The organism is Bradyrhizobium sp. BR14999, from assembly GCF_056106085.1.
This window is the reverse complement of the sequence record NZ_CM148536.1, coordinates 5,405,725-5,432,724: the sequence shown is the minus strand read 5'-3', so window position 1 is coordinate 5,432,724 and position 27,000 is coordinate 5,405,725. Positions and strand designations below refer to the sequence as shown.

Sequence of the window (27,000 nt, the reverse complement as noted above, 5' to 3'; positions counted from 1 at the left end):
CCATGGCTAGTGAAATTCTGATTGTCGATGACGAGGCCGATATTCGGGATCTCGTTGCGGGCATTCTCGAAGACGAGGGGTTCGTCACAAGGACGGCACGCGACAGCGATACGGCCCTGGCCGAGATCGCCAATCGCAGGCCGCATCTGGTGTTCCTCGACATCTGGCTCCAGGGCTCCAAGCTCGACGGCTTGCAGCTCCTGGAGCAGGTCAAGAAGGACAACGCCGACCTGCCGGTCGTGATGATCTCCGGCCACGGCAACATCGAGACCGCGGTCGCCGCGATCAAGCGCGGCGCCTACGACTTCATCGAGAAGCCGTTCAAGGCCGACCGCCTGATCCTGGTCGCGACCCGAGCGCTGGAGAACTCGCGGCTCAAGCGCGAGGTCAAGGAGCTGAAGCAGCTCGCGCCGAGCGCCAGCCAGCTCGTCGGCCGCTCGCCGAGCATGAACCAGCTGCGCCAGACCATCGAGCGCGCGGCCAAGGCCAACAGCCGCATCCTGATCGTCGGCCCCGCCGGCGCCGGCAAGGAGCTGACGGCGCGCACGCTGCACACGGCCTCGGGCCGCGCCGACGGACCCTTCGTCGTCATCAACGCAGCCGCCATCACGCCCGAGCGGATGGAGCATGAGCTGTTCGGCGTCGAGCAGTCCAACGGCGAACAGCCGCGCAAGCCCGGTGCGCTCGAGGAAGCCCATGGCGGCACGCTGTTCATCGACGAGATCGCGGACATGCCGCGCGAGACCCAGAACAAGATTCTGCGCGTGCTGGTCGAGCAATCGTTCCAGCGCGTCGGCGGCACCGCCAAGGTGCAGGTCGACGTCCGCATCATCTCCTCCACCGCGCGCAATCTCGAAGAGGAGATCGCGGCCGGCCATTTCCGTGAGGACCTCTATCATCGGCTCTCGGTGGTGCCGATCCGCGTGCCCGCGCTGTCGGAGCGGCGCGAGGACATTCCGGAATTGATCGACTACTTCATGGAGCAGATCTCGGCCGGCAGCGGCCTGCCGAAGCGGCAGATCGGGCAGGATGCGATGGCGGTGCTGCAATCGCACGTCTGGCCGGGCAATGTGCGCCAGCTCCGCAACAACGTTGAGAGAGTCATGATTCTGGCTGCGGGCGGGCCCGAGGTCATCATCACGGCCGACATGTTGCCGCAGGACGTCGGCTCCATGGTGCCGGCGATGCCGACCAGCAACAATGGCGAGCACATCATGGGCCTGCCGCTGCGCGAAGCGCGCGAAGTATTCGAGCGCGACTATTTGATTGCACAGATCAGCCGTTTCTCAGGAAATATTTCTCGCACGGCCGAGTTTGTTGGCATGGAACGTTCGGCGCTGCATCGGAAGCTGAAGGCGCTCGGTGTCGGCTAAAGCGTTTTCGAGCGAAGTGGGTACCGGTTCGCGTAAAGAAAACGCGTCAAAACAAGATGTCGCGCCGCGACGTTGCGGTGAGACATCAGGGATAAGCGAGGAAAATCATCGATTTCCGTAGTTTTTCGGGGCAAGACGGCGAGGGCTGGCGCGTGAAGCGGCTTGCCTAATAACTCCACCTGTCCTCTAATCGCACAGCTGTTCCTTCCGAGGGGGATCTCATGAGGGACGGCAACCGGGAAAGGCCCCGCATCAACCAAAACAGGGGCGCAACCGGCGCAATAAAAAGAAACTCAAAGCGAGAAAAAAAATGGCGGCAGACCGCGCACAAAACCTACAGGACACCTTCCTTAATCACGTTCGCAAAACCAAGACGCCACTAACGATCTTTCTGGTCAACGGAGTGAAGCTCCAGGGCATCGTGACCTGGTTCGACAATTTCTGTCTGCTGCTTCGGCGCGACGGTCATTCGCAGCTCGTCTACAAGCATGCGATCTCGACCATCATGCCGGGCGCTCCGATCCAGTTGTTCGAAGGCGGCGAGGATCAGCCGGCTTGAGAGTGCTCTGATTGGAACCCCGGAATTTTGACGGGGACGCCGACCGTCCGCGGTCGGCAGGGGCTAAGCAGACGGGGCGGGTGCTGGTCATCGGCCCCTACTTGCGAGTGCGTGCGGGCAGTGCCGACGCGCAATCGGAAGGCCATGCCTTGTCCAACCAAGTCCAGCGCGACGCCGAGGCCCGGCTCGATGAAGCCGTGGGCCTCGCGCGCGCGATCGATCTCGTCATTGCCGATGCCATCATCGCGCCGGTCAGCCAGATCCGCCCTGCCACTTACATCGGCAAGGGCAAGGTCGAGGAGATCGCCGCGCTGGCCAAGAGCCTCGACGTCGAGCTGGTGGTGATGGATTGCGCGCTGGCGCCGATCCAGCAGCGCAATCTCGAGAAGCAGTTGCACGCCAAGGTGCTCGACCGCACCGGGCTCATTCTGGAAATCTTCGGCCGCCGCGCCAAGACCAGGGAAGGCTCGCTTCAGGTCGAGCTCGCCCATCTCAATTACCAGCGCTCGCGCCTGGTGCGCTCATGGACCCATCTGGAGCGCCAGCGCGGCGGTTTCGGATTCATGGGCGGTCCCGGCGAGACGCAGATCGAAGCCGACCGCCGCCTGATCCAGGAGCGCATCTCCAAGCTCGAGGGTGAGCTGAAGAAGGTGCAGGCGACGCGACGATTGCATCGCGCCGGCCGCCAGCGCGTGCCGTATCGCGTCGTCGCGCTGGTCGGCTACACCAATGCCGGCAAGTCGACGCTGTTCAACCGCCTGACCCGCGCCGACGTGCAGGCCGCCGACATGTTGTTCGCGACGCTCGATCCGACCTTGCGCGCGCTCAACCTGCCGCATGGCGGCAAGGCGATGCTGTCCGACACGGTCGGATTCATCTCCAATCTGCCGACACAGCTCGTCGCAGCCTTCCGCGCCACGCTGGAGGAAGTGCTGGAGGCGGACGTCATCCTGCACGTCCGCGACATCTCGCATGACGATGCCGAAGCGCAGCAGAGCGACGTCGACGCGGTGCTGCGCCAGCTCGGCATCAACCCCGACGACCCCGGCCGCATCATTGAGGTCTGGAACAAGATCGACCGTTACGACGCCGAGCAGCGCGAAGAGCTTTTGAACATCGCCGCGCGCCGGCCGGAAGATCATCCGGCGATGCTGGTTTCAGCCGTGTCAGGCGAGGGGGTCGACGCGCTGCTCGCCGCGATCGAGCAGCGGCTCGCAGCAAAACGCACCACGCTCGATCTCTCCATCGACGCTGCCGACGGCGCCGGCATCAGCTGGCTGCACCGGAATGCAGAGGTGCTGGCCAAGGAGCTGCACGACGGCCGCTTCGACATGACCGTGCGGGTCGACGAGACCAAGCGGGATATCGTGGTGTCGCGGTTCGACGCGGTGCCGCATCTGTCCGCCACATAGCAGCCGTCGTCCTGGCGAAAGCCAGGACCCCTAACCACAGGCCAATGCAATTGGCAACCCTGCTTGCTCCAGCGGGCCTCAACAACTTGCATTTGGGGTAATGGGTCCTGGCTTTCGCCAGGACGACACTGAGTTACCGGCGGGCTTCCTTGCGTCCCTCCGACGCCGGCTTCTCCTCGCCCTTAGCCGCATTCCATAGCGCATCCATCTCCGCCAGCGAGGCCTGCTCCAGGGTGCGGCCCTGCGCCTCCAGCGTCCGTTCGATATAGGCAAAGCGCCGCTCGAATTTTGCATTCGTCGCACGCAGCGCGGCCTCCGGGTCAGCGTCGACATGGCGGGCGAGGTTGACGAGTGCGAAAATCAGGTCCCCGGTTTCTTCTGCCAGCTCCTGCTTGTCATTTCGATCCAGCGCGGCTTCGATCTCGTCGGCTTCCTCGCGGATCTTTTGCAGCACCGCGCGCGGGTCGTTCCAGTCGAAGCCGACGGTGGAGGCCTTGCGCTGGAGCTCCATGGCGCGGGTCAAGGCGGGCTGGCCGGCCTTCACGCCCGACAGCAGCGATTTGTGCGCCGGCACTTGCTCCGGCGGCCGGCGCGCGGCGCGCTCGGCTTTCTCCTCGGCCTTGATGCGGTCCCAGACTTCCTTGACGTGAGAGGAGGCGAGATTGCCGTCCTTGTCGGCAAAGACATGAGGATGGCGGCGGATCATCTTGCGGGTGATGGCCTCGACGACGTCGCCAAAAGCGAACGCGTTCTGCTCCTCAGCCATCCGGGCGTGGAACACGACCTGCAACAGGAGGTCGCCGAGCTCCTCGCGCAGATCGTCGAGATCGCCGCGTGTGATCGCATCGACCACCTCATAGGCTTCCTCGATCGTGTAGGGCGCGATGGTCGCAAAATTCTGCTCGAGGTCCCAGGGGCAGCCGGTCACCGGCGTGCGCAGCGCCGCCATGATCTCGATCAGGCGGGAAATGTCGCGGGAAGGGGTCATTGCGGGGCGGTCTCCTGGCTCCAAAGCCTTATGCCAAAAGCGGGCGGCCGTTCCCAGCGGGGCGCGGCGGAACAGGCCGATTTCCACCGATTGGCGGGCGGTCTGCGCAGTGCTAAAGCGCGGGCCATGAGTGACGCATTTTCATCACAGACCGCCTTGGTGCTGTTTTCCGGCGGCCAGGATTCCACCACCTGCCTCGCCTGGGCGCTCAGCCGTTTCGCCCGCGTGGAGACGCTGGGGTTTGACTACGGCCAGCGCCATGCCATTGAGCTCGCCTGTCGCGACCGCCTGTTCGAGGGCATCAAGGGCCTGCGCGCGGATTGGGCCGCAAAGCTCGGCGAGAGCCACACGCTGTCGATCCCGACGCTGGCGGCCGTGTCCGAGACGGCGCTGACGCGCGATGTCGCGATCGCGATGGGCGCCGACGGCCTGCCCAACACCTTCGTGCCCGGTCGTAATCTGGTGTTCCTAACCTTCGCCGCGGCGCTGGCCTACCGGCGCGGCATCACCCACATCGTCGGCGGCATGTGCGAGACCGACTATTCCGGCTATCCCGATTGCCGCGACGAGACCATCCGCGCCATGCAGGCCGCGCTCTCGCTCGGCATGGCGAGATCCTTCGAGCTGCACACGCCGCTGATGTGGATCGACAAGGCGGCGACGTGGAAGCTCGCGCACGACCTCGGCGGCGGCGGGCTTGTCGATCTCATCCGCGAGCAGTCGCACACCTGCTATCTCGGCGAACGCGGCGCGCAGCACGAGTGGGGATACGGTTGCGGGGAGTGCCCGGCGTGCAGCCTGCGGGCGAAGGGGTGGCGGGAGTTCGTAGCGGGTCGCTGAGGCTACAAATTCGGGTCATCACCCGCGAAGGCGGGTGATCCATTGTCCCAGAGACCGTGCTTGAGCCGAGAGGCCGCGGCGTACTGGGTCGCCCCGTCAAGCCGGGCGACGACAGGTGGAGAGAACCCGCGCTCTCTCCAGCCGTCATTGCGAGGAGCCCTTGCGACGAAGCAATCCAGACTGTCCCGGCGGAGGGATTCTGGATTGCTTCGCTGCGCTCGCAATGACGAACTCAGCGAGACCTACCGAAAATCCTCAGGCCTGAGCTCGATCGGCTTGCCATGCGGCGTGCGGTCGGCGGCGTGGTCCCAGGCGTCGCGGTAGCGGTGCAGCGTCTGCGTCGAGGCGACGCCCTTGCGTGCGACGAGGCCTTCCAGCGTGGCGAGCCAATGCAGGTAGTAGGTCTCGCCCGTATCCGGATCGCCGGCGGCCTGTGCACGCTTGATCTCCTCGGCGAGCGCGGCGGCCCATTCCGGCCAGGTGAACACGCCGCGTTCGTGCAGGCTCAACGCCATCGCAAACGCATGGGCCTCCCAGGGCGCACGGAACACCGGTCCGTCGTCATCGCGGGGAATGCTCGGGATGGCCGCAGTGGCGGCGGCCGCAAGCGGGCTGCTCATCACGCCGGGTCCAGATAGGGCTCGAACGCGTCGATGGAGACCTTCGAGGTCGGATCGCCATCTGCGCCCCAGAGATCGCGCCCCTCGAACACGACCGTGTAGAGCCATTGCGGATTTTCGCCTTGCTCCATCGCAGCCGAATCCGGAAACACGTGGCAGCCATGGTTGAGCTCGACGACGCCGACATGGCCGCGCACATAGCGCGGCAGCCGCGTATGCGTCGCCGGATGAATGTTCTTGGCGCGCACCCGGTCACCGATCGCAAATTTCGCAGGGGCCGGGGCAGGGCGGGCGAACTTGCCGCGCACCATCACGCGCTCGACATTGGCGAGATCGAACTTGCCGTGCTTGAGCGCCTTTGCGGGCTGCATCGCGTGGCCGGCGGCAACCTCCTCCCGTGTGAGATAGCCCTTCTCGATCAGCATCTCCTCGAGACCGAGGAACCACTTCTTGTAATAGGAACTCGAGAGATAGACATGCGGCGGGATCGTTTCGCGATAGAAGCGCGAGGTGTCGATGTTGAAGGCGCCGGCCGCCCCCATCGCACGCACCATGGCGAGGACACGCGCTTCCCAATCAGCGTGGAACATCGGCTCGTTCGGCTCGGGCTCGACCTTGCCGAACCCATCCATGCCGCCCATGTCGTGCACGCCGTTCATGACGGCGCTCCCGGCGTCTTGGGAAAGCCGGTGCCGATCATGGAGTCGCGGGTGACGAGTTCAGCGAGTTGGTCCTCGCTCCAGCCCTCCGTGCCTTTGGGGCGGATCGGCAGAACCAGAAAGCGCGTCTCCGCAGTGGAATCCCACACTCTTATTTCCATGTCCTTGGGCAGCGTGACGCCGAAATCGGCGAGCACGCCGCGTGGATCCTTGACCGCACGCGAGCGGTAGGGTGCGGCCTTGTACCAGACCGGCGGCAGCCCGAGCATTTCCCAGGGGTAGCAGGAGCACAGCGTGCACACGACCATGTTGTGGCGCTCAGGTGTGTTCTCGATCACGACGAGATGATCGCCGACGCGGCTGACATGGCCGAGCGTGCCGATGGCCTTGCTGCCGTCCTCCAGCAGCGCCTTCTTGAACGCCGGATCGGTCCAGGCCTTGGCGACGACGCGCGCGCCATTATGCGGGCCGATCTTGGTCTCATAGGCCTGAATGATGGCATCGAGCGCGGCCGGCTCGACATAGCCTTTTTCGGTCAGGATCGTCTCGAGCGCGCGCACGCGCAGCTCGGTCTCCGACAGCTCGGAATGGTCGTCGTGGTGGTGGTCATGATCGTGGCTCATGGGACAAAGGATAGGCGCAATGGTCCGTTTCTGTCGAGCGTTCGTTGCAGTGCAATCCGGCCACGTGTTCGTGACGCCTTTGCGCGCTGGCATCGCCGGTGACATGACGAAAACCGCTTTCAATCCGGCCCTGGACAGCCATTGATATCGTCGTGGACAGTCCGTATACGCCGCGCTGGGACAAAAGCGGGTCCGGTCAACGGGCCGCACGGCGCGACGACAATCGAGGGGGAAGGCCCATGACCGCTAGCTCACAGGCGTCTGAGGCGAACGGGTTTCGCTGGAAGCTGATCGCGCCCCTCGTGGTGTGGCTGGCGATCTATCTGTGGCCGGTGCCGTCGGGGCTCAATGTCAATCAGTGGCACTATTTTGCCGTGTTCGCGGCGGTCATCACAGGGCTCATCCTGGAATCGATGCCGGTCGGTGCAGTCGGGTTCATCGGTCTCACGGTCGCGGGCGTCGCCGGCTATATCGATGCCGATCCCACGAAATCGCTGCGCTGGATGCTGGCGGGATTTGCCGAGAGCACGGTGTGGCTGATCGTCGGCGCCTTCGTGTTCTCGATCGGCTACCGCAAGAGCCAGCTCGGCCGGCGCATTGCGCTGGTGCTGGTGCAGCGACTCGGCCGCAACACGCTTGGTCTCGGCTATGCGGTCGCGATGTCGGACTTCCTGCTCGCGCCGGCGACCCCCTCGAACACCGCGCGCAGCGGCGGCATCGTCTATCCCATCATCAGCAACATCCCGCGCATCTATGGCTCCGAGCCGGGACCGACCGCCGGCAGGATCGGCACCTATGTGATGTGGACCGCCTTTGCGGCGACCGCGATCACGAGCTCGCTGTTCTTCACCGCGCTCGCACCCAACGCGGCGGCGCTTGCGATCGCCAAGAAGACAGTCGGGATCGAGGTGAGCTGGGGCCAGTGGTTCGTCGGCTTTGCGCCGCTCGGAATCCTGCTGATGGTGCTCGTTCCGCTGCTGAGCTATCTGGTGTGCCGTCCCGAGGTGAAGCGCAGCCCGGAAATCTCGGAATGGGCGGCGAAGGAGCTCAGCGCGATGGGCCCGATGTCGCGCAACGAATGGATCATGCTCGGCCTGATCGTGCTCGCGATGTTCCTGTGGATCGCGGGCTCGAGCCCGGACATCCACGTCCCCGTGCTCGGCTCGAACTTCGTCAACGCCACCACCGTCGTGTTCATCGTGATCTCCTTGATGCTGGTGACGGGCGTGATCGAGTTTGCCGACATCGTCGGCGAGAAGAGCGCCTGGGAAGTGTTCTTCTATTTCACCTCGCTGCTGACCCTGGCCTCGGGCCTCAACGAAATCGGCTTCATCAAATGGTTCGCGGCCGAATACGCCAAGCCGCTCGCGGGGCTGTCGCCATCGACCGCGATGCTGCTGCTGGTCGCGCTGTTCTTCTGGATCCACTATTTCTTCTCGAGCATCACCTCGCATGCGGCCGCGGTGCTGCCGGTGGTGCTGGCGGTCGGATCCGGCATCACTGATCTGCCAGTCACGACGCTCGCCATGCTCTGCATGTATTCGCTCGGCCTGATGGGCGTGATCTCGCCTTACGCGACGGGACCTGCGCCGATGTATTTCGGCAGCGGTTACATCGGCAAAGGCCAGTTCTGGGGCTTTGGCCTGATCTTTGGGCTGCTCTATTTCGCCGGCCTCCTGCTGATTGTGCTGCCCTGGTTGCAGGTCCACTGAGCCGCGCCGGAGGCTCTTGGCCTGGCAGATGAATTTTCTCCCCGAGGGGCGGGATTTGGAAAACTTCATCCAACTCCCGCAGATATCTGACATTGCAAGACGGACCTGAAAGGGCGATGGTGCGTGCTGCGGTGCAGCGCGCTTTCCGAGCCCTCATCGCGGTTCCAATCCCGTCGCATGATTGCGACCAGGCTTCCCCGTGGATTTTGCGGGCAAGCGAACCATTGTGCATGAAGGCCATCACCATGAACGCCCACCAATCGCTTGCGATCGGACAGCCGATCCAGACGCCTGAAGCGATTTCGCCCGCCGCGACCGAGCCGGACGCGATGGTCCGTTTCGCCGGCATCTCAAAGACCTATCCGGCCTATCGCGGCAAGCCCGGCGTCAAAGCGCTGCAAGACATCGACTTCGCGATTCCACGCGGTTCCATCACCGGCGTGATCGGTCGCTCCGGCGCCGGCAAGTCGAGCCTGGTCCGGCTAATCAACGGGCTGGAGAAGCCAACCACGGGCCGCGTCATCGTCGATAACAGAGACATCTCGGCGCTCGCAGGGCGCGAATTGCGGCTGGCGCAGCGCTCGATCGGCATGATCTTCCAACACTTCAACCTGCTGTCGTCGCGCACGGCGGCCGACAACATCGCGCTGCCGCTCGAGATCGCCGGCTGGGCCAAGGCCGACATCAAGATCCGTGTCGCCGAGCTGCTCGCGCTGGTCGGCATCGCCGACAAGCACGACCGCTATCCTTCGGAACTCTCCGGCGGCCAGAAGCAGCGCGTCGGCATCGCGCGGGCGCTCGCCACGCGGCCGAGCGTGCTGCTGTCGGACGAGGCGACCTCCGCGCTCGATCCGCAGACCACGCGCGCGATCCTCGATCTGCTTGCGAGCATCAACTGCGAGCTCGGGGTGACCATCGTGCTGATCACCCACGAAATGTCGGTGGTGCGTCAGCTCGCGAAGGAGGTCGTGGTGCTCGATGCCGGCCGCGTGGTCGAGAGCGGCCATGTCGCCGACATCTTCACCCATCCCAGGAACCCGATCACGCAGTCCTTCCTGGCGGAGGTGATCGGCGACAGCCTGCCGGTGTCGCTGGCGAGCCGCATTGTTTCGGAGCCGGTCGCGGGTGGACAGGCCGTAATCCGCGTCCAGGTCCGCGGCGCCGGCGCCGGCGATACGCTGGTGGCGCGGCTTGCCCGTGAGCTCGGCTTCGACGTCGCGCTGCTCTCGGCGCGCATCGACGAGATCAGCGGCCAGCAAGTCGGCTCGCTCGTTCTCGGCATTCCTTTTGACATCTCTGGCGGAGAGGACGCGGCGACGCGGACGCTCGCCTGGTTGTCTCAATATCAATTCCCGGCGGAGCGCATCGGCCATGTCGCCTGAACTCATCAACCTGATCGCCCAGGCCACGGGCGAAACCCTGTTCATGGTCGGCATCGCGGCGCTGCTCGGCACCGTCTTCGGTCTGCCGCTCGGCGTCTTTCTTGCGACCAGCCGGAAGGGGGAGCTGTTCGCGGCACCTGCCGTCAACGGCGTGCTCGGCGTCATCGTCAACGCGACGCGGTCTACGCCCTTCATCATCCTCGTCGTCGCCATCATCCCGTTCACGCGCCTCGTCGCCGGCACCTCGATCGGATCGACCGCGGCGATCGTGCCGTTGACCATCGCTTCGACGCCGTTCATCGCACGCCTCGTCGAAGCCGCGATCCGCGAGGTCGATGGCGGCCTCATTGAAACGGCATCCTCGTTCGGGGCCTCGCCGATCCAGATCGTGCTCAAGGTGCTGATCCCCGAGGCGCTGCCGGGCCTGGTGCTGGCACTGACGCTCGCGGTGGTCAGCCTGCTCGGCTATTCCGCCATGGTCGGCGCCGTCGGCGGCGGAGGCCTCGGCGATCTTGGCATCCGCTACGGCTATCAGCGCTTCATGCCGGAAATGATGCTGGCCGTCGTCGTCGTGCTGATCGCGCTGGTGCAGCTCGTGCAGAGCGCGGGCGATTATCTGGCGCGTCGCGTCAACCGCCGGCTGCGGCACCGCTGATATCGTTTCCAGATGTTGCGGACGGGCAGATTCTCGTTCGTCTGGAAACATTCCAAAATCGAAACGTGACTGGGCGCTTTCGCCGCACTTGCTGCGCACACGTCTGGAGAAATTCTAACGCTGTTCCTATCGCACTCCGAAACCGCCTGAGTTAGGGCGGGGCATCAAAAATGATACCGGCAAAGCCGGCAGTGCGTGGGGCTTCCAAGACGTGACCGACTTCCAACTTTCTTCGCGTGATGGCACGCGTCGCCGGCAGATTCATCTTCTCTTCTTCGGTGCCGTCAGCACATTTGCTCTCTCCGTGCCGCTCGGTGACGTGCAAGCCCAGACGCAAATTCCCGCTGTCACCGTCGACGCGCCAGTCCAACGCGCTCGCCCCGCGGCGATTGCATCGTCACGAAGGTCGGCGGCGACACGTGCCGCGCGCGCCAATCGTCGCGCTCCGGCGCAGCAGGCTGCGCCAACCCAGTCGGCATCGAACGGCGCCACCTTCGAACGCGCCAATGGTCCGGTGCGCGGTTTCGTCGCCACGAGGAGCGGCACCGCCACCAAGACGGATACACCGCTGATCGAAACGCCGCAGTCGGTGTCCGTGGTCACCACCGACCAGGTCAGGAACCAGGGCGCGGTCTCGATCGGCGAGGCGCTGCGCTACACGGCCGGCGTCAGCGGCGACGTCAATGGCGGCTCAGACACCCGCTTCGGCGCCCTTCAGATCCGCGGCTTCGACACGACCATGTCCGGCCTCTACGTCGACGGCTTGCGGATTCCGTCCAGCAACTACGTGCACTTCAACGGCCTCGATCCTTACGGGGCCGAGCGTATCGAGATTCTCAAGGGCCCGTCCTCGGCGATGTATGGCGGCAGCGGCACCGGCGGCATCCTCAACTACGTGACAAAACTGCCGACGGCGCAGCAGTTCGGCGAGATCTCGATCTCCGGCGGCAGCTTCAACCGCTATCAGGGCCAGTTCGACATGGGCGGGCCCGCCAACAAGGAAGGCACGGTACTGTGGCGCCTCACCGGCGTGGTGCGCGACGGCGAGACTCAGGTCGACTTCACCAAGGACAACCGCGTCTTCATCGCGCCCGCCGTCACCTTCAAGCCGAACGAGGACACCACCATCACCTTGCTCGCCAACTACCAGCGCGACCGGGCAGGGTGGGGCCTCCAGTTCCTGCCGGCCTCGGGCACGGTGTGGCCGAACAACGGTCGCACCATCCCGGTTTCGTTCTTCGCGGGCGTGCCGAGCTTCAACGCGTTCAACACCGAGATCGCGACCGCCGGCTACCAGCTCTCGCACGATTTCACCGACAACATCACGCTCCGGCAGAACCTGCGTTACGCCTATCAGCACAACGAGGAAAAGACCTTCTACGGCACGGGATATACCGACGAGGCGGCGGGGCAGCTGGGGCGTTTCGGCAGCTACAGCAACTCGTACATCAACTCCTTCGCAGTGGACAACCAGCTCCAGGGCAAGTTCAGCACGGGCATCCTTGGCCATACCACGCTGGTCGGGATCGACTATCGCAACACCGCGTTTCGCGACACCGCGTTTAGCGTCACGACGTCGTCGCCGGAGATCAACGTGTTCAATCCGGTCTACAGCTACGACTGGACCATCGGCGCGATGAACGACAACACCGGCGTGAAGCAGTCTCAGCTCGGCCTCTACGCGCAGGATCAGATCAAGCTCGGCCGGCTGTCATTCCAACTCGGCGGCCGCCAGGATTTCGTGACGACGCAGCTCGACAGCGGCATCAGCAACACATCGATCTCGAAGGATGCTTCGGCCTTCACCGGCCGTGCTGCCATGATGTACAATTTCGACAACGGCATCGCGCCCTATTTCAGCTACTCGGAATCGTTCCTGCCGGTGCTCGCCACGGGACCGGGCGGCCAGATGCTCAATCCCGAGACCGGCGTGCAGTACGAGGTCGGCGTCAAGTACCAGCCGCTCGGCTGGAATGCGCTGTTCACCTTCGCCGCCTTCGACCTGACGCGCGACAACGTCGCTGTGTACGTACCTGCAATGACCTTTTACGAACAGATCGGGCAGGTGAAGTCGCGCGGCATCGAGCTCGAAGGCACGATGTCGCTCGCCGACGGCTGGAATCTGCGCGCGGCCTATGCCTATGTCGATGCCATGGTCACGCAGGATCCGGTGAATGTCGGCAAAGCGCCGGTCACCGTGCCGCTCAACCGCGCCTCGCTGTGGAGCGACTACACGCTCCAGAACGGACCGCTCGCAGGCTTGCAGTTCGGCGGCGGCATCCGTTATGTCGGCGCGACCTGGGGCGATGACGCCAACACCTTCAAGGTGGGATCCTCGACCGTGCTGGATGCGCTTTTGGCCTACACCAGAGACAATTGGCGGCTGTCGGTGAATGTCACCAACCTCGCCGACACACGCTACGTCGCCGCCTGCTACGGCCTGTCGGGCTGCATGTATGCCGAGGGGCGCAAGGCGATCGGCAAGCTGACCTACCGCTGGTGAGTTTGATGGCAATCGCGTCTAAGCCACCACAAGAGGTCGTCATGCCCGGGCTTGTCCCGGGCATCCACGTTCTTTTGTGCCGTTGGCAAGGCGTGGATGGCCGGGACAAGCCCGGCCATGACGCTGCGGGGGCTTTAGCGCCCCAAGCTCCAACCTCATATGCGATGGCCCTTGGCAGCGAGGGATCAGACCGCTTCATAAGAGGCGAACGATGAGAGCGATATTCGGCAGGCTGCATCGCTGGGCGGGACTGCTGACCGCCGGCTTCCTGTTCTTCTCCGGCATCACCGGGGCGATCATCTCTTGGGATCACGAGATCGACGACGTCCTGAACAGCCATTTGTTCGACGTCAGCACCAAGGGTCCGGCGATTCCGTCGATCGAGCTCGCGAAGATGATCGAGCAGCGCGATCCCCGCGCGCGCGTCGTCTATCTCTTCATGACGCCGGAGGAGGGCCACTCGTTGTGGTTCTTCGTCATGCCGCGGATCGATGCCGCAACCGGCAAGCGTTACCCGCTCGACTACAATCAAGTCTTCCTCGATCCCAACACCGGCACGGAGCTCGGCCGGCGCTATTGGGGCGCGGTGTGGCCGGTGACGAGAGAAAACTTCGTCTCGTTCCTCTACAAGCTGCACTACACCATGCACATCCCGGAATTCTGGGGCAGCGACCGCTGGGGCATGCGCGTGCTCGGCGTGATCGCCATCATCTGGACCATCGATTGCTTCGTCGGCCTCTATCTGACGCTGCCCTCACGCCGGCGCGCCAGGACGGCGCGGCCGCCTGAGGTCACGCGCCAGCTCCAGCGCGGTTTCTGGGCGCGGTGGGCGCCGGCCTGGACCATCAAGACCTCGGGCAGCGCCTACCGGATCAATTTCGACATCCACCGTGCCTTCAGCCTGTGGACCTGGGGCGTACTGTTCGTCATCGCCTTCACGGCGTTCTCGCTGAACCTCTATTTCGAGGTGTTCTCGCCGCTGATGAAGATGGTCTCGAACTACACCCCGACGCCCTATGAGCAGCGGCCCTATCGCGATCTCGACAATCCCATCGAGCCCAAGGTCAGCTTTGCCGACATCGCGGCGCGCGCGGCGGCCGACGGCAAGGGGCGAGGGTGGATCACCCCGGTCGGCGCGATCAGCTACGGCCCGGCTCATGGCGTCTATGCCGCCGCCTTCTTTCATCCCGGCGACGACCACGGCGCCGGCGGCGTCGGCCCGGCGCAGCTCTATTACGATAGCGAAGACGGCCGTCCCATCGGCGAGCGCCTGCCCTGGGTCGGCACCGCCGCCGACATCTTCGTGCAGGCGCAATTCCCGCTGCATTCGGGCCGCATCGTCGGGCTGTTCGGCCGCATCCTGATCTCGATCATGGGCCTCGTCGTAGCGGCTCTCTCGGTGACCGGCGTCGTGATCTGGTGGCGCAAGCGCCGTGCCCGTGTCCGCGTGCGCGAGACCGCGGCGATGCGCCTCGGCCGGCAGCAACTCTCGCCGGCAGAGTAGGGCGCTCGTCCGGTCTTCGGATGAACGTTGCCGCGAAACCGAGCCTCGGTACGAATCCGTAGCGCATATCCGTGGTGACGCGCCGCGCTGCGATTACGGTCATCTGAGGATACATTTAGGAACCAGGAATATTCCGGCACGGTTTGTGAGTTACAGGGAAATCCCACTTGCCCAAGGCGGTACCGCCAGGAGGCGACTGATGAGTGATCAATCCAAGCCGGTAGGTGCAAGCTCTTCCTCCAGCAACAAGCCCGACAAGGGTCTTTCTCGCCGCGGCTTCATCGCAAAATCGCTCTGCGGCGCAGCGCTGGCGGGCACGGCTGCGGCTCCGGCATGGGCCCATGGCACCGCAGGATCTGCCACGGGTGCCTATGCCCGCGCACGCAAGCCCATCCCGAAAGAGGTTGCGCAGTACCAGTATCAGCCAAACGGAGCCCAGCGCTGCGGGGTTTGTGCGCATTTCCGGTCCCCCGGCAGCTGCGAGATCGTTGCCGGACCTATCAGCCCGGACGGGTGGTGCCGTTACTTCCGCGGCGCGCGAGGTTCGCGCGGCTCGTCTGGCCCGGGCCGAAGCTATTGAGGGAGACCGCATCGCATGCCGTGCGTCGCGCGCGAAGAGCACAGCGCGGCATCGCGGATGAACCTCCTCGCCCGGCACCGGCACAAAGACTGGAGATAGCTCCCAGTTGCGGACATTGCCATGAGATTACCCGCCTTGCTCTGCCTGCTCGCCTTGGCAACGCCCGCCTGTGCCGCCGCGCCCGAGGAGCATTATCTCGACCTGCGCGATCGCTACATCGCAAAGTTCTCGGCGACTAAGGAGAGCGACGAGATCTATAAGCAGCACGATGCCGCACTCAAGGAGCTGGCAGGCGTGCTGGGCGGCCTGGTGGGACCAGTTACGATCAAGGGGCTGCCGGCCGAGGGCAAGTCGAACGTCGATACGCTGTTCAAGAACGACATCGGCTTCGGCCATCTCGACGGACTCAGCTTCGCCTCGGAAGGTCACAAGACGCAAGCGGTGGTGACCACGACCACGCTGCTCAGGCATTGGCTGGGCGAGCATCGCGAGGATGGCATGCCGCAGGAGAGCGGCGCAGCGTTGAAATCCGACCGCTTCTATTACTACGCGATCCAGGACGCCGCCTTCGCCATCTATGCGGAGCTGCCGATCACCAAGCCTGCAGCGGCGAGTGCCGCGGTCGCCATGCTCGGCGTGCGCGGCAATGGCGGTCTCAAGGCGCCGCCGCATGAGATCGACGTCGTCGCGATCCAGGGCGATAAGGTGTTCTTCATCGCGACATCGGACGCCGTAAAGACGGCCCCGATCACGGCCTGCGAGAAGATCTGGGAACAAATGATGGCCAGAGCGGTCGACAAGAAGGACCCGCGCGGCGACATGACCCGCGAAGACAATGCGATGGCGGCCTTCACAGCCTGCTTCGCCAAGGAAGCGCCGAGCCAGAGCTGGTTCGCAGCAGTCGTCAAGAAGGCGCAGAGCCGGCTCGATCTGCTGCCGCTACGCTAGAGCGGCAGCTCGAGTATCTTGCGCTGTCCTTCCACCGGGACCTTCATAGCCAAAGCCGTCGGCTCAGCGATCATGTGCACCTTCGATTTCCTCCTGCGTGATGAAATCGCTGTGGGCGCACCGGGGACTGGCCCCCTGGGCATTTGAGTTGCCGGATAGGCGGGCTGGCCCGGCTTTCGCAAACGCCGCGAACCGCATCCGCTGTCCATTAAGGGAAATGAATCAAATTTTTGAATGGGTTAGATTTGGTCTAGGCGGCCGCGCCGAGAACCATGTTCGGCGAATGCGACCCCACGAGCTTTCACCTTGTGCTCGCGTAGGGTAGGCGGGATACTAGCGGTGTGTATCCTGCCTTGCGGCATCCGATCTGGCACCAGCCGGAGACCGTGCTTGCCGTTCGGCAACGAGTTGGCTGCGATCGACGATGAATACGCAGACCCGTGACCGGAAAGGCGAACGTCATCGATTGACGGTGCTTTTCTCTGACCTCGTGGGGTCCACCGCCTTAGGCAGAGATATCGAGTCCGAGCACCTTTCCGAACTCCTGAGCCAACTGCGGGAAATCTGGCATCGCGCGGTGGCCAGGCACGGCGGTCGCATCATCAGAACGCAGGGAGACGGTGCCCTCGCTGTGTTCGGCTACCCCCAATCGGGCGAGGATGACGGTCGTCGTGCCGCGGAAGCGGCACTTGATATTCACCATTGGGTCGGGCAATTACGCCACGATGGCGTGTCGCCGGCTCTGATGCCGCTTCAAATGCATTCCGGTATCCACGCCGGCACCTTGCTCCTGACGGAGGGAGATATCGAGTCCGGCCGGTACGACCTGATCGGCGATGTCGTGAACACGGCGGCGCACCTGTCGCGCTACGCTGCCCCGGGTCAGATCCTGGCTAGCATCGATGCCCTTGGTCCGCATGCAAATTTTTTCGAGCTCGGCGACCGTCTTCAGACATCGGGTGCAGCGCCCCGAATGCCGCAGGCGCGCGTGGTGCTGAGACGAAGCACGGCGACCCGCCGCTTCGAGGCAACCTCTCGTCGCGGCCTGACGCCCTTTATTGGTCGCAACGAGATTTTCAACGTTCTGACCGGCTTTCTCGCCCAAGCCCATCCGGCCACGCAACGCTGCGTGGTCGTCGTCGGCGGTCCCGGGCTCGGGAAGACGCGCCTGCTGGAAGAAGTGTTGCGACATAGTGGTACCGAACAGTTCAAGCTGCTGCGGGGCAGCTGCGAAAGTTATGTCGGTGCCGAAGTCCTGCAACCATTCCTGCAAATGCTGCGCGCCTACCTAGGAATCCGACCGGACGCATCTGTCGTCGAGGCCGACGAGATTGCCCGCGCAGGCCTGCAGCCATGGGCCGCCCAGCTCGGTCCGCGTGCTGAATCGATCCTCGCGCTGGCGTCGACCGGCGCCGATGCGCGCGGCGGCCGGATGACCGTCGACGGCGTGGTCGGTGACCTGCTCGGATTCTTTACCGTCTTGTCGGCGCAGGGTCCGTTGGTGCTGGTGATCGACGACTGGCAATGGTCCGACGACGCGAGCCGGCAGCTGCTGGAGGCCCTCCTGCAATTGCCCAATGGACCGCGCGTCATCCTCGCCAGCCGGCCGCGCGACGACGGCACCGAGTGGATTTCCAGCGCGCCTCACCTGCAGCTAGAGCCGTTCCAGGGCCCGGAAACCGATCTGGCTGTACGACGCTGGGTGCCACAGGCCGATCCCTTCCTGGTGGCCCGCGTTCAGGCTTATGCCGGCGGGGTGCCGCTCTTCATCGAAGAGCTGTGCCATTCCGTCGCGGCCAACGATCCCCTTTCGTTCGAAATGCGCAGCAAGCAGGGATGGGTCGCAACGCTGGTCGCCTCGCGGCTGGCGCGCCTGCCGGCGGATGAGGTGAACGTGGTACGCGCCGCAGCGGTCATTGGAAACACGGTGCCGCACGGGTTGCTGGTTTCGGCCTGCGGCAGCGAACCAGACCCGGCAAAGGTGCGGGCATTGGCCGACGCAGATTTTCTCTATGCCGATCCAGCGGGCGGCGTCCTTCGCTTCAAACATGGCATCACGCGGGACGCAGTGTACGACACGATCGGCCTGCACGAGCGTCAGGCATTGCATAAGCGCATCCAGGGCGAATTGCTGGCACGATCCGAGCAGGCCGATCGCGAAGACACGCTGGAAGGGCTGGCCTACCACTCCCGCGGCGCAGGTCATTGGGAGAGCGCGGCCCATTATGCCGAGCGCGCCGGCGACAAGGCCATGGCTGCGTTCGCGCTGGACCGTGCCCGTGTCCAGTATCAGGTGGCCATGCAAGCGCTGGATCGCGTGCCGGATCGCTCGCGCGAGCAGTCGCTGCGCTGGTGCTTGCTGGCCAATAAATTGGGTTTGGTCAACATTTTCGACCCGATGTCGTTGACCGACGACACCACCGTCTTTGAGCAAGCGGTCACGATTGCGACCTCGCTCGGCGACACCGGCGCGATGGCCAGTGCCTATGAATGGCTCGGTTACATGTGCTACGGGTTCGGCCGCTTTCGGGAGGGCGTGACACACACACGGACAGCACTGGAATTGGCGCGCAAGCTCGGCGACCACCGCATGATCGCCCAGATCGAAGCTTCACTGGGCCAGATTCTCGCAGCAAGCTGCCAATACGACGAAGCCATCACCTTGATCGACGCTGCCATCTCAGCCAAGCAGCAACGAAGCCGCCGGCATGGCGCGATCGCCATCGGCACGGCCTACGCGTTGTCGTGCAAAGGCAGTGTGCTGGCCGATCGCGGAGATTTCGACGGCGCTCACGACTGCTTCAGAGAGGCGATGGCCCTGGTCGAAGGCTCGACCCATCCGGTCGTCAATTCGGTGCGCAATTGGGTTTCGGTCGTACTGGTCTGGCAAGGTCGCTGGCAGGAGGCGGAGCGGCTCGCCGTCGAGGGAGCCCGTGTCGCCGAGAATATGCGCAGCCTGCTGCTGCTGGCGGCCTGCCGCGCCGCGTCCGGATTTGCCCGCTGGTCGGCGACCGGCGATGCCGACGGTTTGCAGCAGTTGCGGAACGCCGCGCAATGGATGGAAAGGCGAAACTTCCACTTCTACACGTCGGTTCAATATAGCTGGCTGGTCGAGGCAGCAGCAGCCGAAGGTGATGTCGATACGGCACGGCGGTACGCCGCCCATGTCCTGCGCCGCGCGCGTGAAGGCGAGCGGCTGGGCGAGGCGGCAGCATGCCGCTCGCTCGCGAAACTCGCAGCCCAACGCCAAGATTTTGCACTAAGCCAGCGCTGGTTGCGGCGCGCGGAGATCTCCGCAGGCAGGCGCGGGTCACTGCGCGATGCGGCCCTGAACCTCGCCCTGCGCGGCGAGCTTCTCGCGGGGCAGGGGCAGGACGGGGCGGCCCGCCAGACCATTACGGAAGCCGCCGAGAAACTGCAGGCGCTCGGCATGCACTGGCATGCGGAGCAGGCGATCCGGTTCGTCATCGGCACGCCCGTCATCTACGCCAGCGATCAGCTCGGAAGCGGTCAGCATTATGCTGTCTAGCCAAAGCGCAGTGCGATCAGGATGAATCGTCATCGCGTTTTGTATGATTGTCTGGGCATGCGCAAACCCATTCCGCCTTATACGCCTCTAGGGTTGAGGTGGGCTCGGCGGCGCGGGAACCCTTCCGTCCATCGTCAGGCTCATGGGAATGGGGCCGGCGCGCAGGGGTAGCGGCGTCTCCACCAGTGCGCTGAAGAAACCCAGCATCACTGCCAGCGCCGGGTCTGCTCCGGGACATGAATGCGTGGGATGCCCCACGACCCTGCGGTTGCCGCCGAAGGCGTGATAGATGTCCTGACGACCTTCGGCGAGATTTTGCTGGGTGGCGGAAACCGCGCCGGCGACGATGACGTCTCCCGGCCTGATCTCGACATCTCCGATGGTGTGCGAAACGATGGCTGTCCGCCAGATCAGTTCGGGCACCGCACGCAGTTGCATGGTTGGGATGAAGTCGTCTCTCAGCCGGTTGAGGGCGTCGGTGTAGTTCTCCGCCACGGTGCCGGCATAGCGAGCGCGCAACGCCCACAGCGTCCCTTCGCGCAGCCATTCGTTCAATATCCTGCGCAGGTTTCCGTCGACAGTCGGAATGAAACCCATCATGGCGCCGGCGATCGTGCGCGCCACGAAGGGTATGTCGCCCGTTCCGCGCGGCGAGTTATAAACCGCCTTCGTGACTGGTCCGTTTGTCGGCCCGAACTGCTTCAGGAAACTTTCCATGGCACGGCGCGCAGCCTCGCCATGTGCCGCACCGACCGCCTCCACTGTCTTGTTCGGATGCGGCTGGAAGATGTAGCGCGAAGGGGAGAGGAAATGGCCGGGATAACCGGGCGGCTCGCCCGGCTTCCAATCCCAGCGATAGCCGACGCGGCGAAAATGGCCCCCCTCTTCGCTCAATCCGAACCATGCTTCGCAGAAGGTGGCGAGCAGCGGATCCACCAATTCGTGCACGTCGACGGTCAGTTCCCAGCTCGCTTCGCCGTCCTCGGCGGCATAACCAATCGTCTGCTTGACCATGAAGCCCAGCACCTTCTGTGTGACCGCGCGCGCCAGCTCGAATGCGGCGGGTTGGTCGAGGGCCATGATCGCAGCGTTGCAGGCTGCGGATTCATGCTCGTAGACTTCGTCTGGCTGCCCGGCGTCGCGGCCAAGATAGAGGATGCCGAACGACCGCAGCATGCGAGGAAGGTAGCCGGTGATGGTCAGCTTGGTGTCGGAATCGGCAAAGACCTGGGAGACCATGTCGCGGTCGGCCACCAAGACCCCGAATGGCGTGCGGAGCGCGCCGCTGTGGCGCTCGCGGATCGCAGCCCAAATTGACGCGTTGACGAAATGCGAGGCGGAATCCGGATCTTCGAGTGCCGTCTTCCACGCGGCCATCCCCGCGGCTTCGCCCTGCCGGCTCTCGATCAGGCGCAGACGCGCGATCTCCTTTTCCCCCTGCTCCACGCTCCACACCACTGCCGGTTTGCGCCCCTGGCTGGCCGCCCATTGCTGCAGATCGGCAAGCGCCTTCTTCGATGGCGCAAAGAAATACGCTCCCCATTCCAGACGTACGAACGGACGGGGTTCGTCGTGGAGCCGGTCCGAGCCGTCCAGCGCCACGCGGACCGTCTGGCCTCCATGCTCGAAACGAAAATGTCGGAGCCGACCAGGCTCGGCGAGGCCGAGGAAAGGATCGCTTACCCCCGAGGACGAACCCGAGCTGTTGCCGCGAGCGAGCCAGCTCTGCACCACCTCGAACTGCTCGCCGAGGCTGGCATTGTAGGCCATGAAAACCAGGCCGCGCTCCTGTTGCAGGGCGGATTTGGCGGGTTGCGGGTCGTCACGCTTGACGGGCGGACCGTAGGACATGCCGCGCCTGACGATCCGTGGGGGCCGGGCGCCGGCATCCGCCTTGGTGATCGAGGCGCGCGGATTGGCGCGCCGTATGTGCGCGTGATACGGGCACAGTTGGGCCTGCGGATCGGCGTCGTAGTTGAAGTCGTTGCACTGCTCGTCGGGGGGCGGAGTAGGGGTCAGCGGTTGGCCGGCCTGGGGATGGCCGGTCGGCCAGCGTCCCATCATCTTGGCCATCAGCGTCTCGCGCGTCAGGGCAGGTGCGTCCGGTCCGGCCGTCTCGGTTGCCTGTCGCGTAGCGCGGGACAGGACATCCTCGAGCTGCTCGACATCTTGTCGCAGTTTACGCAGCGCCATGAAGCTGCCGTCGCGGAGCATCGCGTGAGCACGATTGGTCGCGTCGCCGAGCGGCGCCGTCTCGTCGGCGAGGTTCGGGTAGCCGCACAGAATCTCGCCGAGATGCACCTGATTGGAATAGCGCCTGCCGGCCTGGTCCTCGCGCAGCACCGGGTTCGAACTACCGTCGGCGAAACCAAAATGGTCCTGCATGATGCCGGAGGACCCATCGCGCTGCCGCTGCATCCACTGAATCGAGAGCGGCCTGACACCCGCATCCACGTCGACCAGGCGGTTCATTTCGGCCATCAACGCATTTCTCGCATCCGCCGTCGTCTGCGTATCCTTGGACAGCAACAAGCGGAGCTGAAGGACGGCATGGACCGAGCTCATGCTGATGCGCGGCGCCGGATCGTCTTCGCGCAGGTCCGGCGCGTTGATCCCGAGCGCCCAGTTGCTTGCCGGAAGTCGCCATCGCTGGGGATGATTCCAGCGCACGTCGCCGAGCAGGCCGGCGCGTCTTTCCATGCCCTGCACGAATTCTTCCGGCAGTGAGCGCACCTCTTCGTCGGACAGGCCGGCGTGACGCAGCCCCTCGATCGTGAATGCGATGTTGGTGACGATCTGCCCTGGCGTCAGAACGTCGGCTTCGGATGTCACCGTCGCCTGCAGGACGCTGAGAAATGCCGCCAGTGCGGCCGGATTGGCGAACTGCAACAGCAGCAGGCAGCCGTGATCTGAATTGTAGGCGGTCAGAATCCCGCCTTGCACGTTGCCGGGATCCTGCAACAGCGGTTTGTTCGGCAGGGCGAGCGGCAGGTTGCGCCGTACCGGCGCGACGTCGGGCGGCGTCATCAACCAGCGCAGGGCCTCTTCATAGCGCCGGCGGGCGCGCTTGACGCCTTCCGCGTAGGCAGGGTCGTTGATCATGGTGACGAATTCCGGCAGCAGCTCGTGGGCGGCCCGATGCAGAACCACCCCGTCATGCGTCCCCGGCGGATAGAAGTCGGCCAGATGGTAGAGCCCCGCCAGCGCGCGTATGCCGTGGTGAAACGGAGGCCGGCCGGCGGCTTCGATGGTGAGCGGTTTGCTGAAGCCGGCATTGGTCGGATCGACACCGATCTGGCCGTCGACCTCGAATATCGAGCGTCGCGCAATGTCTTCCGGCGACGGAATCCTGGCCCGCGTGACAATCCGATCGGCGCCGTCGCCCGAGGCGCGCCGATAGACCCGCTCCTCCATCCGCAGGAAACGTGTGTCATCCACGGTCAGGTCGGGGGTGGCATAGAGGAAATAGGCTTCGGTCTGCATGCTCTTGAGCCAGATGCCCCAGTTTTCGTAAGTGTTCTCGTGACCGAGCCAATAGCCCTCGGTATTGCAGAAGATGAGGTCGAGCAGCCGCGCGGCCTTCTGCCAGATGACGCGGACATAGGCTTCCCAGGAGCCGTCGAACGTCGCTGTCAGCAGCACATAGTCCACGGCATCCACGGAGTCGTCCTCGGGTTCGAGCACGGCGATGCCCACCGAGTGGATGCGTCCGACGCGGTCCACGGAGTCGGACAGGACGCGGGCGAGCTCGTATTCATACGCGCTGGCACGTCCGCCATTCAGCGACCGCAACACGTACTTGACACGCGTCTTGTACGTGGTCGCATCCAGGGACGGCACAAACCCCTTCTTGATCGGAGCCATCACCCTGAAATCCGACGTCCCGGCCATGCTGCCGGTCTTGATTGTCAAATCCCGACGCATGTCTCTGCCTCCCCTGGTGCGAGCGGCCCTACGTTGCGCCCTCGCTAAAATGCAACTATTACGCTTTTTCCTTCGCAAACATGCAATTTGGCTAATTCCGGTGCGGTCATGGAATTTGACGCAGGCCCTTCGGTCGCACCGTCCTCGTAGCGTCACTTCGAGCAATAGAGGGATCCAACTCTGCGACTCCGGGCGCCCTTGCTTCTATGAACTGGCTCACAATCTCCGAACTTTCCGTCGCGGTTCGCAGACCGAAAGTCGCCCGACTCGAATCGAAACGGCATCCTGGTCGCGCGCAGAAGTGGTCGAGGGTGGGGCACCGCCGTCGGCCATTCAGGCCAGCGGAGGCGGTGAGCATCGACGATCCGCTCGCCCTGTCCCTCAGCGAGTTGTCCTAACCCGCATGCTTCGCCAAGAAAGCACCGAGGCAGAGCTGGCTCGCAGCCGTCGTCAAGAAGATGCAGAGCCAGCTCGATCAGCTGCCGCTACGCTAAAGCGCGTTGCCGCCGAGATTCCACCCACGCCCGCCTTCGCCAAAAATCTCGTATCCCGTCGGCGTCACCGCGACCGTGTCCTCGAGCTTGATGAAGCCACGCGTCGGATGCTTCATCGTGGTCTCGATCGACACCACCATGCCGGCTTCGAGCGGTTGGCGGGCGTCGGTGTCGTCGTAGGGAACAGGGCCCTTGGCGGTCAGGCGAGGGGCCTCGTGGCTGACGAGGCCCATGCCGTGGGCCAGGAAATCGGTGCAGTCGCGCTGGGTGATCTGGGCGAGCTGCCGCTCGGCCGCGACGTAGATGTCGCCGCCCATGGCGCCCGGCCGGACCGCGGCGAAGGCGGCGCGCTGGACCGCCTCGATTTCGGCCAGATAGTCCTTCAACTCGGCATCCGGCTTGCCCAATACGGCCATGCGCGCGAGATCGCCGATATAGCCGTGATAATTGCCGCCGGAGTCCAACGACAGCACCTCGCCTTGCTCCCAGTGCCGCGACGATGGCGCCCGGTTGTGGCTGCTGCCGCAGGCGAGCAGGCAATATTCGAAGGTCAGTCCGCGGTTGGCTTCCGCGAGGCGCAACGCATCCGCCAATTGCTGCTTGGTCGTGCCCCGACCGTGGCCGGCGATCACCGCCAGCATGGATGCGACGACGAGCTCGGACGCGGTCTTGAGCTTCGCCAATTCCTCCGCCGACTTGACCGCCCGCAGCCGCTCCAGCACCACGACGGCGTCCTTGAGCTCGGCACCGGGCAGGGCGTCGGCCAGTGCCCGGCCAGCATCCATCGGCAGGAACGCCATCTCGACTCCGACGCGCCGCAAGGACACGCCAGCATCCCGGATCAGATCTGCGGCCCGCGTGATCGCATCGACTGACCCATTGGATTCGGCCCGGAGCTGCGGAACCCATGGCGGCGCGACCGTGCGCTGATGGGCCTCCAGCCGGTGGCCGACATAGATCGCTTTCTCGGGTGCGCCCTTGGGATAGACCAGGACCGGCAAATAGCGGCTGACGCCGAGCGCATCCATGTAGTCGAAGAAGATCGCCCGCTCAGCGCCTAACAGGTACTGCACATTGTGCTTGGAGGTCGCGACCAACACGTCGAGGCCGGCGTCCTCCATGAGACGGTCGAGCTTGGCAGCATCGAACGGAATGACACGCGAGGCAGTGGCGCGGGCAGCGGTCTCCTGCATGACGACTCTCCCATGGCTGCGGCGATTTGATCTCCTGCAATTCCTGTCCGCGACCATCCGACTAACAGCCGGATGGTCAGTTGGCTCCCGATGCTAGGCCCGGAAGTAGGGTTCGCACCAGCTTGGGGAACTGCCTGCCGTCCATATCCGTAATTCGCATAAGGTATATTATGGAATAAATTTATGTACAATTAGATCAGACATTTAGATGGAATTCCTGCCACTGCACCTTCGCTCCAGGCCATTTGCGGGCTGGCGCTGGGCGGCTCTCCCAGCTCGTTGACGGCTACTGTGCATGGGGTTGTTTTCGCATTTTTTGTCGGCCCATCTCTCCGAAAGCCGATATTGCCGTGACCTTGTCCGGCTGCAATAAGCGAGGCCTCGCGAGATCGCAGATGACCTTCTGACCTGACGTCCGTATAGGTTTGCATCTCAGAACAACAACAAACCTTCCGAGGAAGCAGACCCATGAGCTTTTCCCGACGCACGCTTCTCAAGGCCTCCGCCGCCACCGCGGTTCTGGGCGGCCTCGGTGCGCCCCATGTGGCCCGCGCCCAGAGCGCCGAGTTCACCTACAAATACGCCAACAACCTGCCGGACACTCATCCGCTGAACGTGCGCGCCAGGGAGATGGCGGCCGCGATCAAGAGCGAGACCAACGGCAAGTTCGATCTCCAGATCTTCCCGAACAACCAGCTCGGGTCCGACACCGACATGCTGAGCCAGATCCGCTCCGGCGGCGTCGAGTTCTTCACGCTGTCAGGCCTGATCCTGTCGACCCTGGTGCCGGCGGCATCCATCAACGGCATCGGCTTCGCGTTCCCGGACTACGACACGGTCTGGAAGGCCATGGACGGCGATCTCGGCGCCCATGTCCGCGGCGAGATCAAGAAGGCCGGCCTCGAGGTCATGGACAAGATCTGGGACAACGGCTTCCGCCAGACCACGTCGTCGACCAAGCCGATCACCGGTCCGGACGATCTCAAGGGCTTCAAGATCCGCGTGCCGGTGTCGCCGCTGTGGACCTCGATGTTCAAGGCGTTCGATGCGGCGCCCGCCTCGATCAATTTCAGCGAGGTCTATTCAGCGCTCCAGACCAAGATCGTCGAGGGCCAGGAGAACCCGCTGGCGATCATCTCGACCGCAAAACTCTACGAGGTGCAGAAGTACTGCTCGCTGACAAACCACATGTGGGACGGTTTCTGGTTCCTGGCCAACCGCAGAGCGTGGGAAAAGCTGCCGCAGGACGTGCGCACCATCGTCGCCAAGAACATCAACGCCGCCGCGGTCAACGAGCGCGCGGACACCGCCAAGCTCAACGCCAACCTCCAGCAGGAGCTCGCGACCAAGGGCCTGACCTTCAACCAGCCGGCCGTGGCGCCGTTCCGCGACAAGCTGCGGTCCGCCGGCTTCTATGCCGAGTGGAAGGGCAAATACGGCGACCAGGCTTGGGACCTTCTGGAAAAGGCGGTGGGCAAGCTGTCGTAACGCGCAGGCCGCGT

General features: G+C 64.2%; 20 protein-coding genes. 13 read left to right on the top strand and 7 right to left on the bottom strand.

Translation table 11 applies throughout. From position 1 onward, the window contains the following. The first annotated feature begins 2 nt into the window (after positions 1-2). The 3 genes from ntrX (at position 3) to hflX (ending at position 3,344) form a co-directional block, all read left to right on the top strand. Positions 3-1,373 (top strand): nitrogen assimilation response regulator NtrX, encoded by a 1,371-nt coding sequence (gene ntrX, locus ACR9YP_RS25350; protein ID WP_027558046.1) that lies wholly within the window; start codon positions 3-5, stop codon positions 1,371-1,373. 310 nt (positions 1,374-1,683) lie between these two features. Then, the gene (gene hfq, locus ACR9YP_RS25345; RefSeq protein ID WP_007591126.1) at positions 1,684-1,932 is read left to right on the top strand and encodes an RNA chaperone Hfq; all 249 of its coding nucleotides are present in this window, start codon (positions 1,684-1,686) and stop codon (positions 1,930-1,932) included. An 11-nt stretch (positions 1,933-1,943) separates the two neighbouring features. Next, a complete protein-coding gene (hflX, locus tag ACR9YP_RS25340) occupies positions 1,944-3,344 on the top strand; it encodes a GTPase HflX (protein ID WP_370987341.1) in 1,401 nt (466 codons plus the stop codon). A 133-nt stretch (positions 3,345-3,477) separates the two neighbouring features. Here hflX and mazG read toward each other — a convergent pair whose 3' ends face one another. Beyond that, positions 3,478-4,332, bottom strand: a complete 855-nt coding sequence (gene mazG, locus ACR9YP_RS25335) for a nucleoside triphosphate pyrophosphohydrolase (protein WP_370987340.1) — start codon at positions 4,330-4,332, stop codon at positions 3,478-3,480. Between the two features lie 126 nt (positions 4,333-4,458). Between mazG and queC the strand changes: the two genes are divergently transcribed. Beyond that, positions 4,459-5,172, top strand: coding sequence for a 7-cyano-7-deazaguanine synthase QueC (gene queC / locus ACR9YP_RS25330; protein WP_438108400.1), 714 nt, complete (start codon positions 4,459-4,461; stop codon positions 5,170-5,172). Between the two features lie 242 nt (positions 5,173-5,414). On the opposite strand, the gene ACR9YP_RS25325 is transcribed toward queC, so the two are convergent. Genes ACR9YP_RS25325 through nthA form a run of 3 tightly spaced genes read right to left on the bottom strand, consistent with a single transcriptional unit; the run spans position 5,415 to position 7,074 of the window. Beyond that, a complete protein-coding gene (locus tag ACR9YP_RS25325) occupies positions 5,415-5,792 on the bottom strand; it encodes a nitrile hydratase accessory protein (RefSeq protein ID WP_370987338.1) in 378 nt (125 codons plus the stop codon). After that, the gene (gene nthB, locus ACR9YP_RS25320) at positions 5,792-6,451 is read right to left on the bottom strand and encodes a nitrile hydratase subunit beta (protein WP_438108398.1); all 660 of its coding nucleotides are present in this window, start codon (positions 6,449-6,451) and stop codon (positions 5,792-5,794) included. The genes ACR9YP_RS25325 and nthB overlap by 1 nt, the downstream gene beginning before the upstream one ends. Next, the gene (gene nthA, locus ACR9YP_RS25315) at positions 6,448-7,074 is read right to left on the bottom strand and encodes a nitrile hydratase subunit alpha (RefSeq protein WP_438108397.1); all 627 of its coding nucleotides are present in this window, start codon (positions 7,072-7,074) and stop codon (positions 6,448-6,450) included. Before nthA ends, nthB begins: the two co-directional genes overlap by 4 nt. A 239-nt stretch (positions 7,075-7,313) precedes the next feature. Here nthA and ACR9YP_RS25310 point away from each other — a divergent pair, with 239 nt between their 5' ends. From ACR9YP_RS25310 to ACR9YP_RS25300, 3 genes are all read left to right on the top strand, one after another. Next, positions 7,314-8,786, top strand: coding sequence for a DASS family sodium-coupled anion symporter (locus tag ACR9YP_RS25310; protein WP_474217425.1), 1,473 nt, complete (start codon positions 7,314-7,316; stop codon positions 8,784-8,786). Between the two features lie 230 nt (positions 8,787-9,016). Next, entirely contained in the window at positions 9,017-10,168 is a 1,152-nt protein-coding gene (locus ACR9YP_RS25305; RefSeq protein WP_474217424.1) for a methionine ABC transporter ATP-binding protein, read from the top strand. Further along, a complete protein-coding gene (locus tag ACR9YP_RS25300; RefSeq protein ID WP_438108391.1) occupies positions 10,158-10,823 on the top strand; it encodes a methionine ABC transporter permease in 666 nt (221 codons plus the stop codon). Before ACR9YP_RS25305 ends, ACR9YP_RS25300 begins: the two co-directional genes overlap by 11 nt. A gap of 151 nt (positions 10,824-10,974) precedes the next feature. Here the strand turns inward: ACR9YP_RS25300 and ACR9YP_RS25295 are convergent, their stop codons facing one another. After that, the gene (locus ACR9YP_RS25295) at positions 10,975-11,193 is read right to left on the bottom strand and encodes a hypothetical protein (protein WP_438108389.1); all 219 of its coding nucleotides are present in this window, start codon (positions 11,191-11,193) and stop codon (positions 10,975-10,977) included. 144 nt (positions 11,194-11,337) lie between these two features. Between ACR9YP_RS25295 and ACR9YP_RS25290 the strand changes: the two genes are divergently transcribed. The 5 genes from ACR9YP_RS25290 to ACR9YP_RS25270 all read left to right on the top strand — a co-directional run bounded on the left by ACR9YP_RS25290 (position 11,338) and on the right by ACR9YP_RS25270 (position 19,887). Beyond that, entirely contained in the window at positions 11,338-13,326 is a 1,989-nt protein-coding gene (locus ACR9YP_RS25290) for a TonB-dependent siderophore receptor (protein ID WP_438108388.1), read from the top strand. A gap of 211 nt (positions 13,327-13,537) precedes the next feature. Further along, positions 13,538-14,830, top strand: coding sequence for a siderophore utilization protein FsrB (fsrB, locus tag ACR9YP_RS25285; RefSeq protein WP_438108386.1), 1,293 nt, complete (start codon positions 13,538-13,540; stop codon positions 14,828-14,830). 199 nt (positions 14,831-15,029) lie between these two features. Continuing rightward, complete coding sequence (locus ACR9YP_RS25280) at positions 15,030-15,410, top strand: hypothetical protein (protein ID WP_438108384.1); 381 nt, start codon at positions 15,030-15,032, stop codon at positions 15,408-15,410. Positions 15,411-15,530: 120 nt separating this feature from the next. Further along, positions 15,531-16,358 carry a hypothetical protein gene (locus ACR9YP_RS25275; RefSeq protein WP_474217423.1) on the top strand — a complete coding sequence of 276 codons (828 nt, stop codon included), beginning with the start codon at positions 15,531-15,533 and terminating at the stop codon, positions 16,356-16,358. A gap of 424 nt (positions 16,359-16,782) precedes the next feature. Continuing rightward, a complete protein-coding gene (locus ACR9YP_RS25270) occupies positions 16,783-19,887 on the top strand; it encodes an ATP-binding protein (RefSeq protein ID WP_474217422.1) in 3,105 nt (1,034 codons plus the stop codon). 87 nt (positions 19,888-19,974) lie between these two features. Here ACR9YP_RS25270 and ACR9YP_RS25265 read toward each other — a convergent pair whose 3' ends face one another. Next, a complete protein-coding gene (locus ACR9YP_RS25265) occupies positions 19,975-23,967 on the bottom strand; it encodes a Dyp-type peroxidase (RefSeq protein WP_438110772.1) in 3,993 nt (1,330 codons plus the stop codon). A gap of 334 nt (positions 23,968-24,301) precedes the next feature. Beyond that, positions 24,302-25,498 (bottom strand): M24 family metallopeptidase, encoded by a 1,197-nt coding sequence (locus ACR9YP_RS25260; protein ID WP_438108379.1) that lies wholly within the window; start codon positions 25,496-25,498, stop codon positions 24,302-24,304. 468 nt (positions 25,499-25,966) lie between these two features. Between ACR9YP_RS25260 and ACR9YP_RS25255 the strand changes: the two genes are divergently transcribed. Continuing rightward, entirely contained in the window at positions 25,967-26,986 is a 1,020-nt protein-coding gene (locus tag ACR9YP_RS25255; protein ID WP_438108377.1) for a TRAP transporter substrate-binding protein, read from the top strand. The last annotated feature ends 14 nt before the right edge of the window (positions 26,987-27,000 follow it).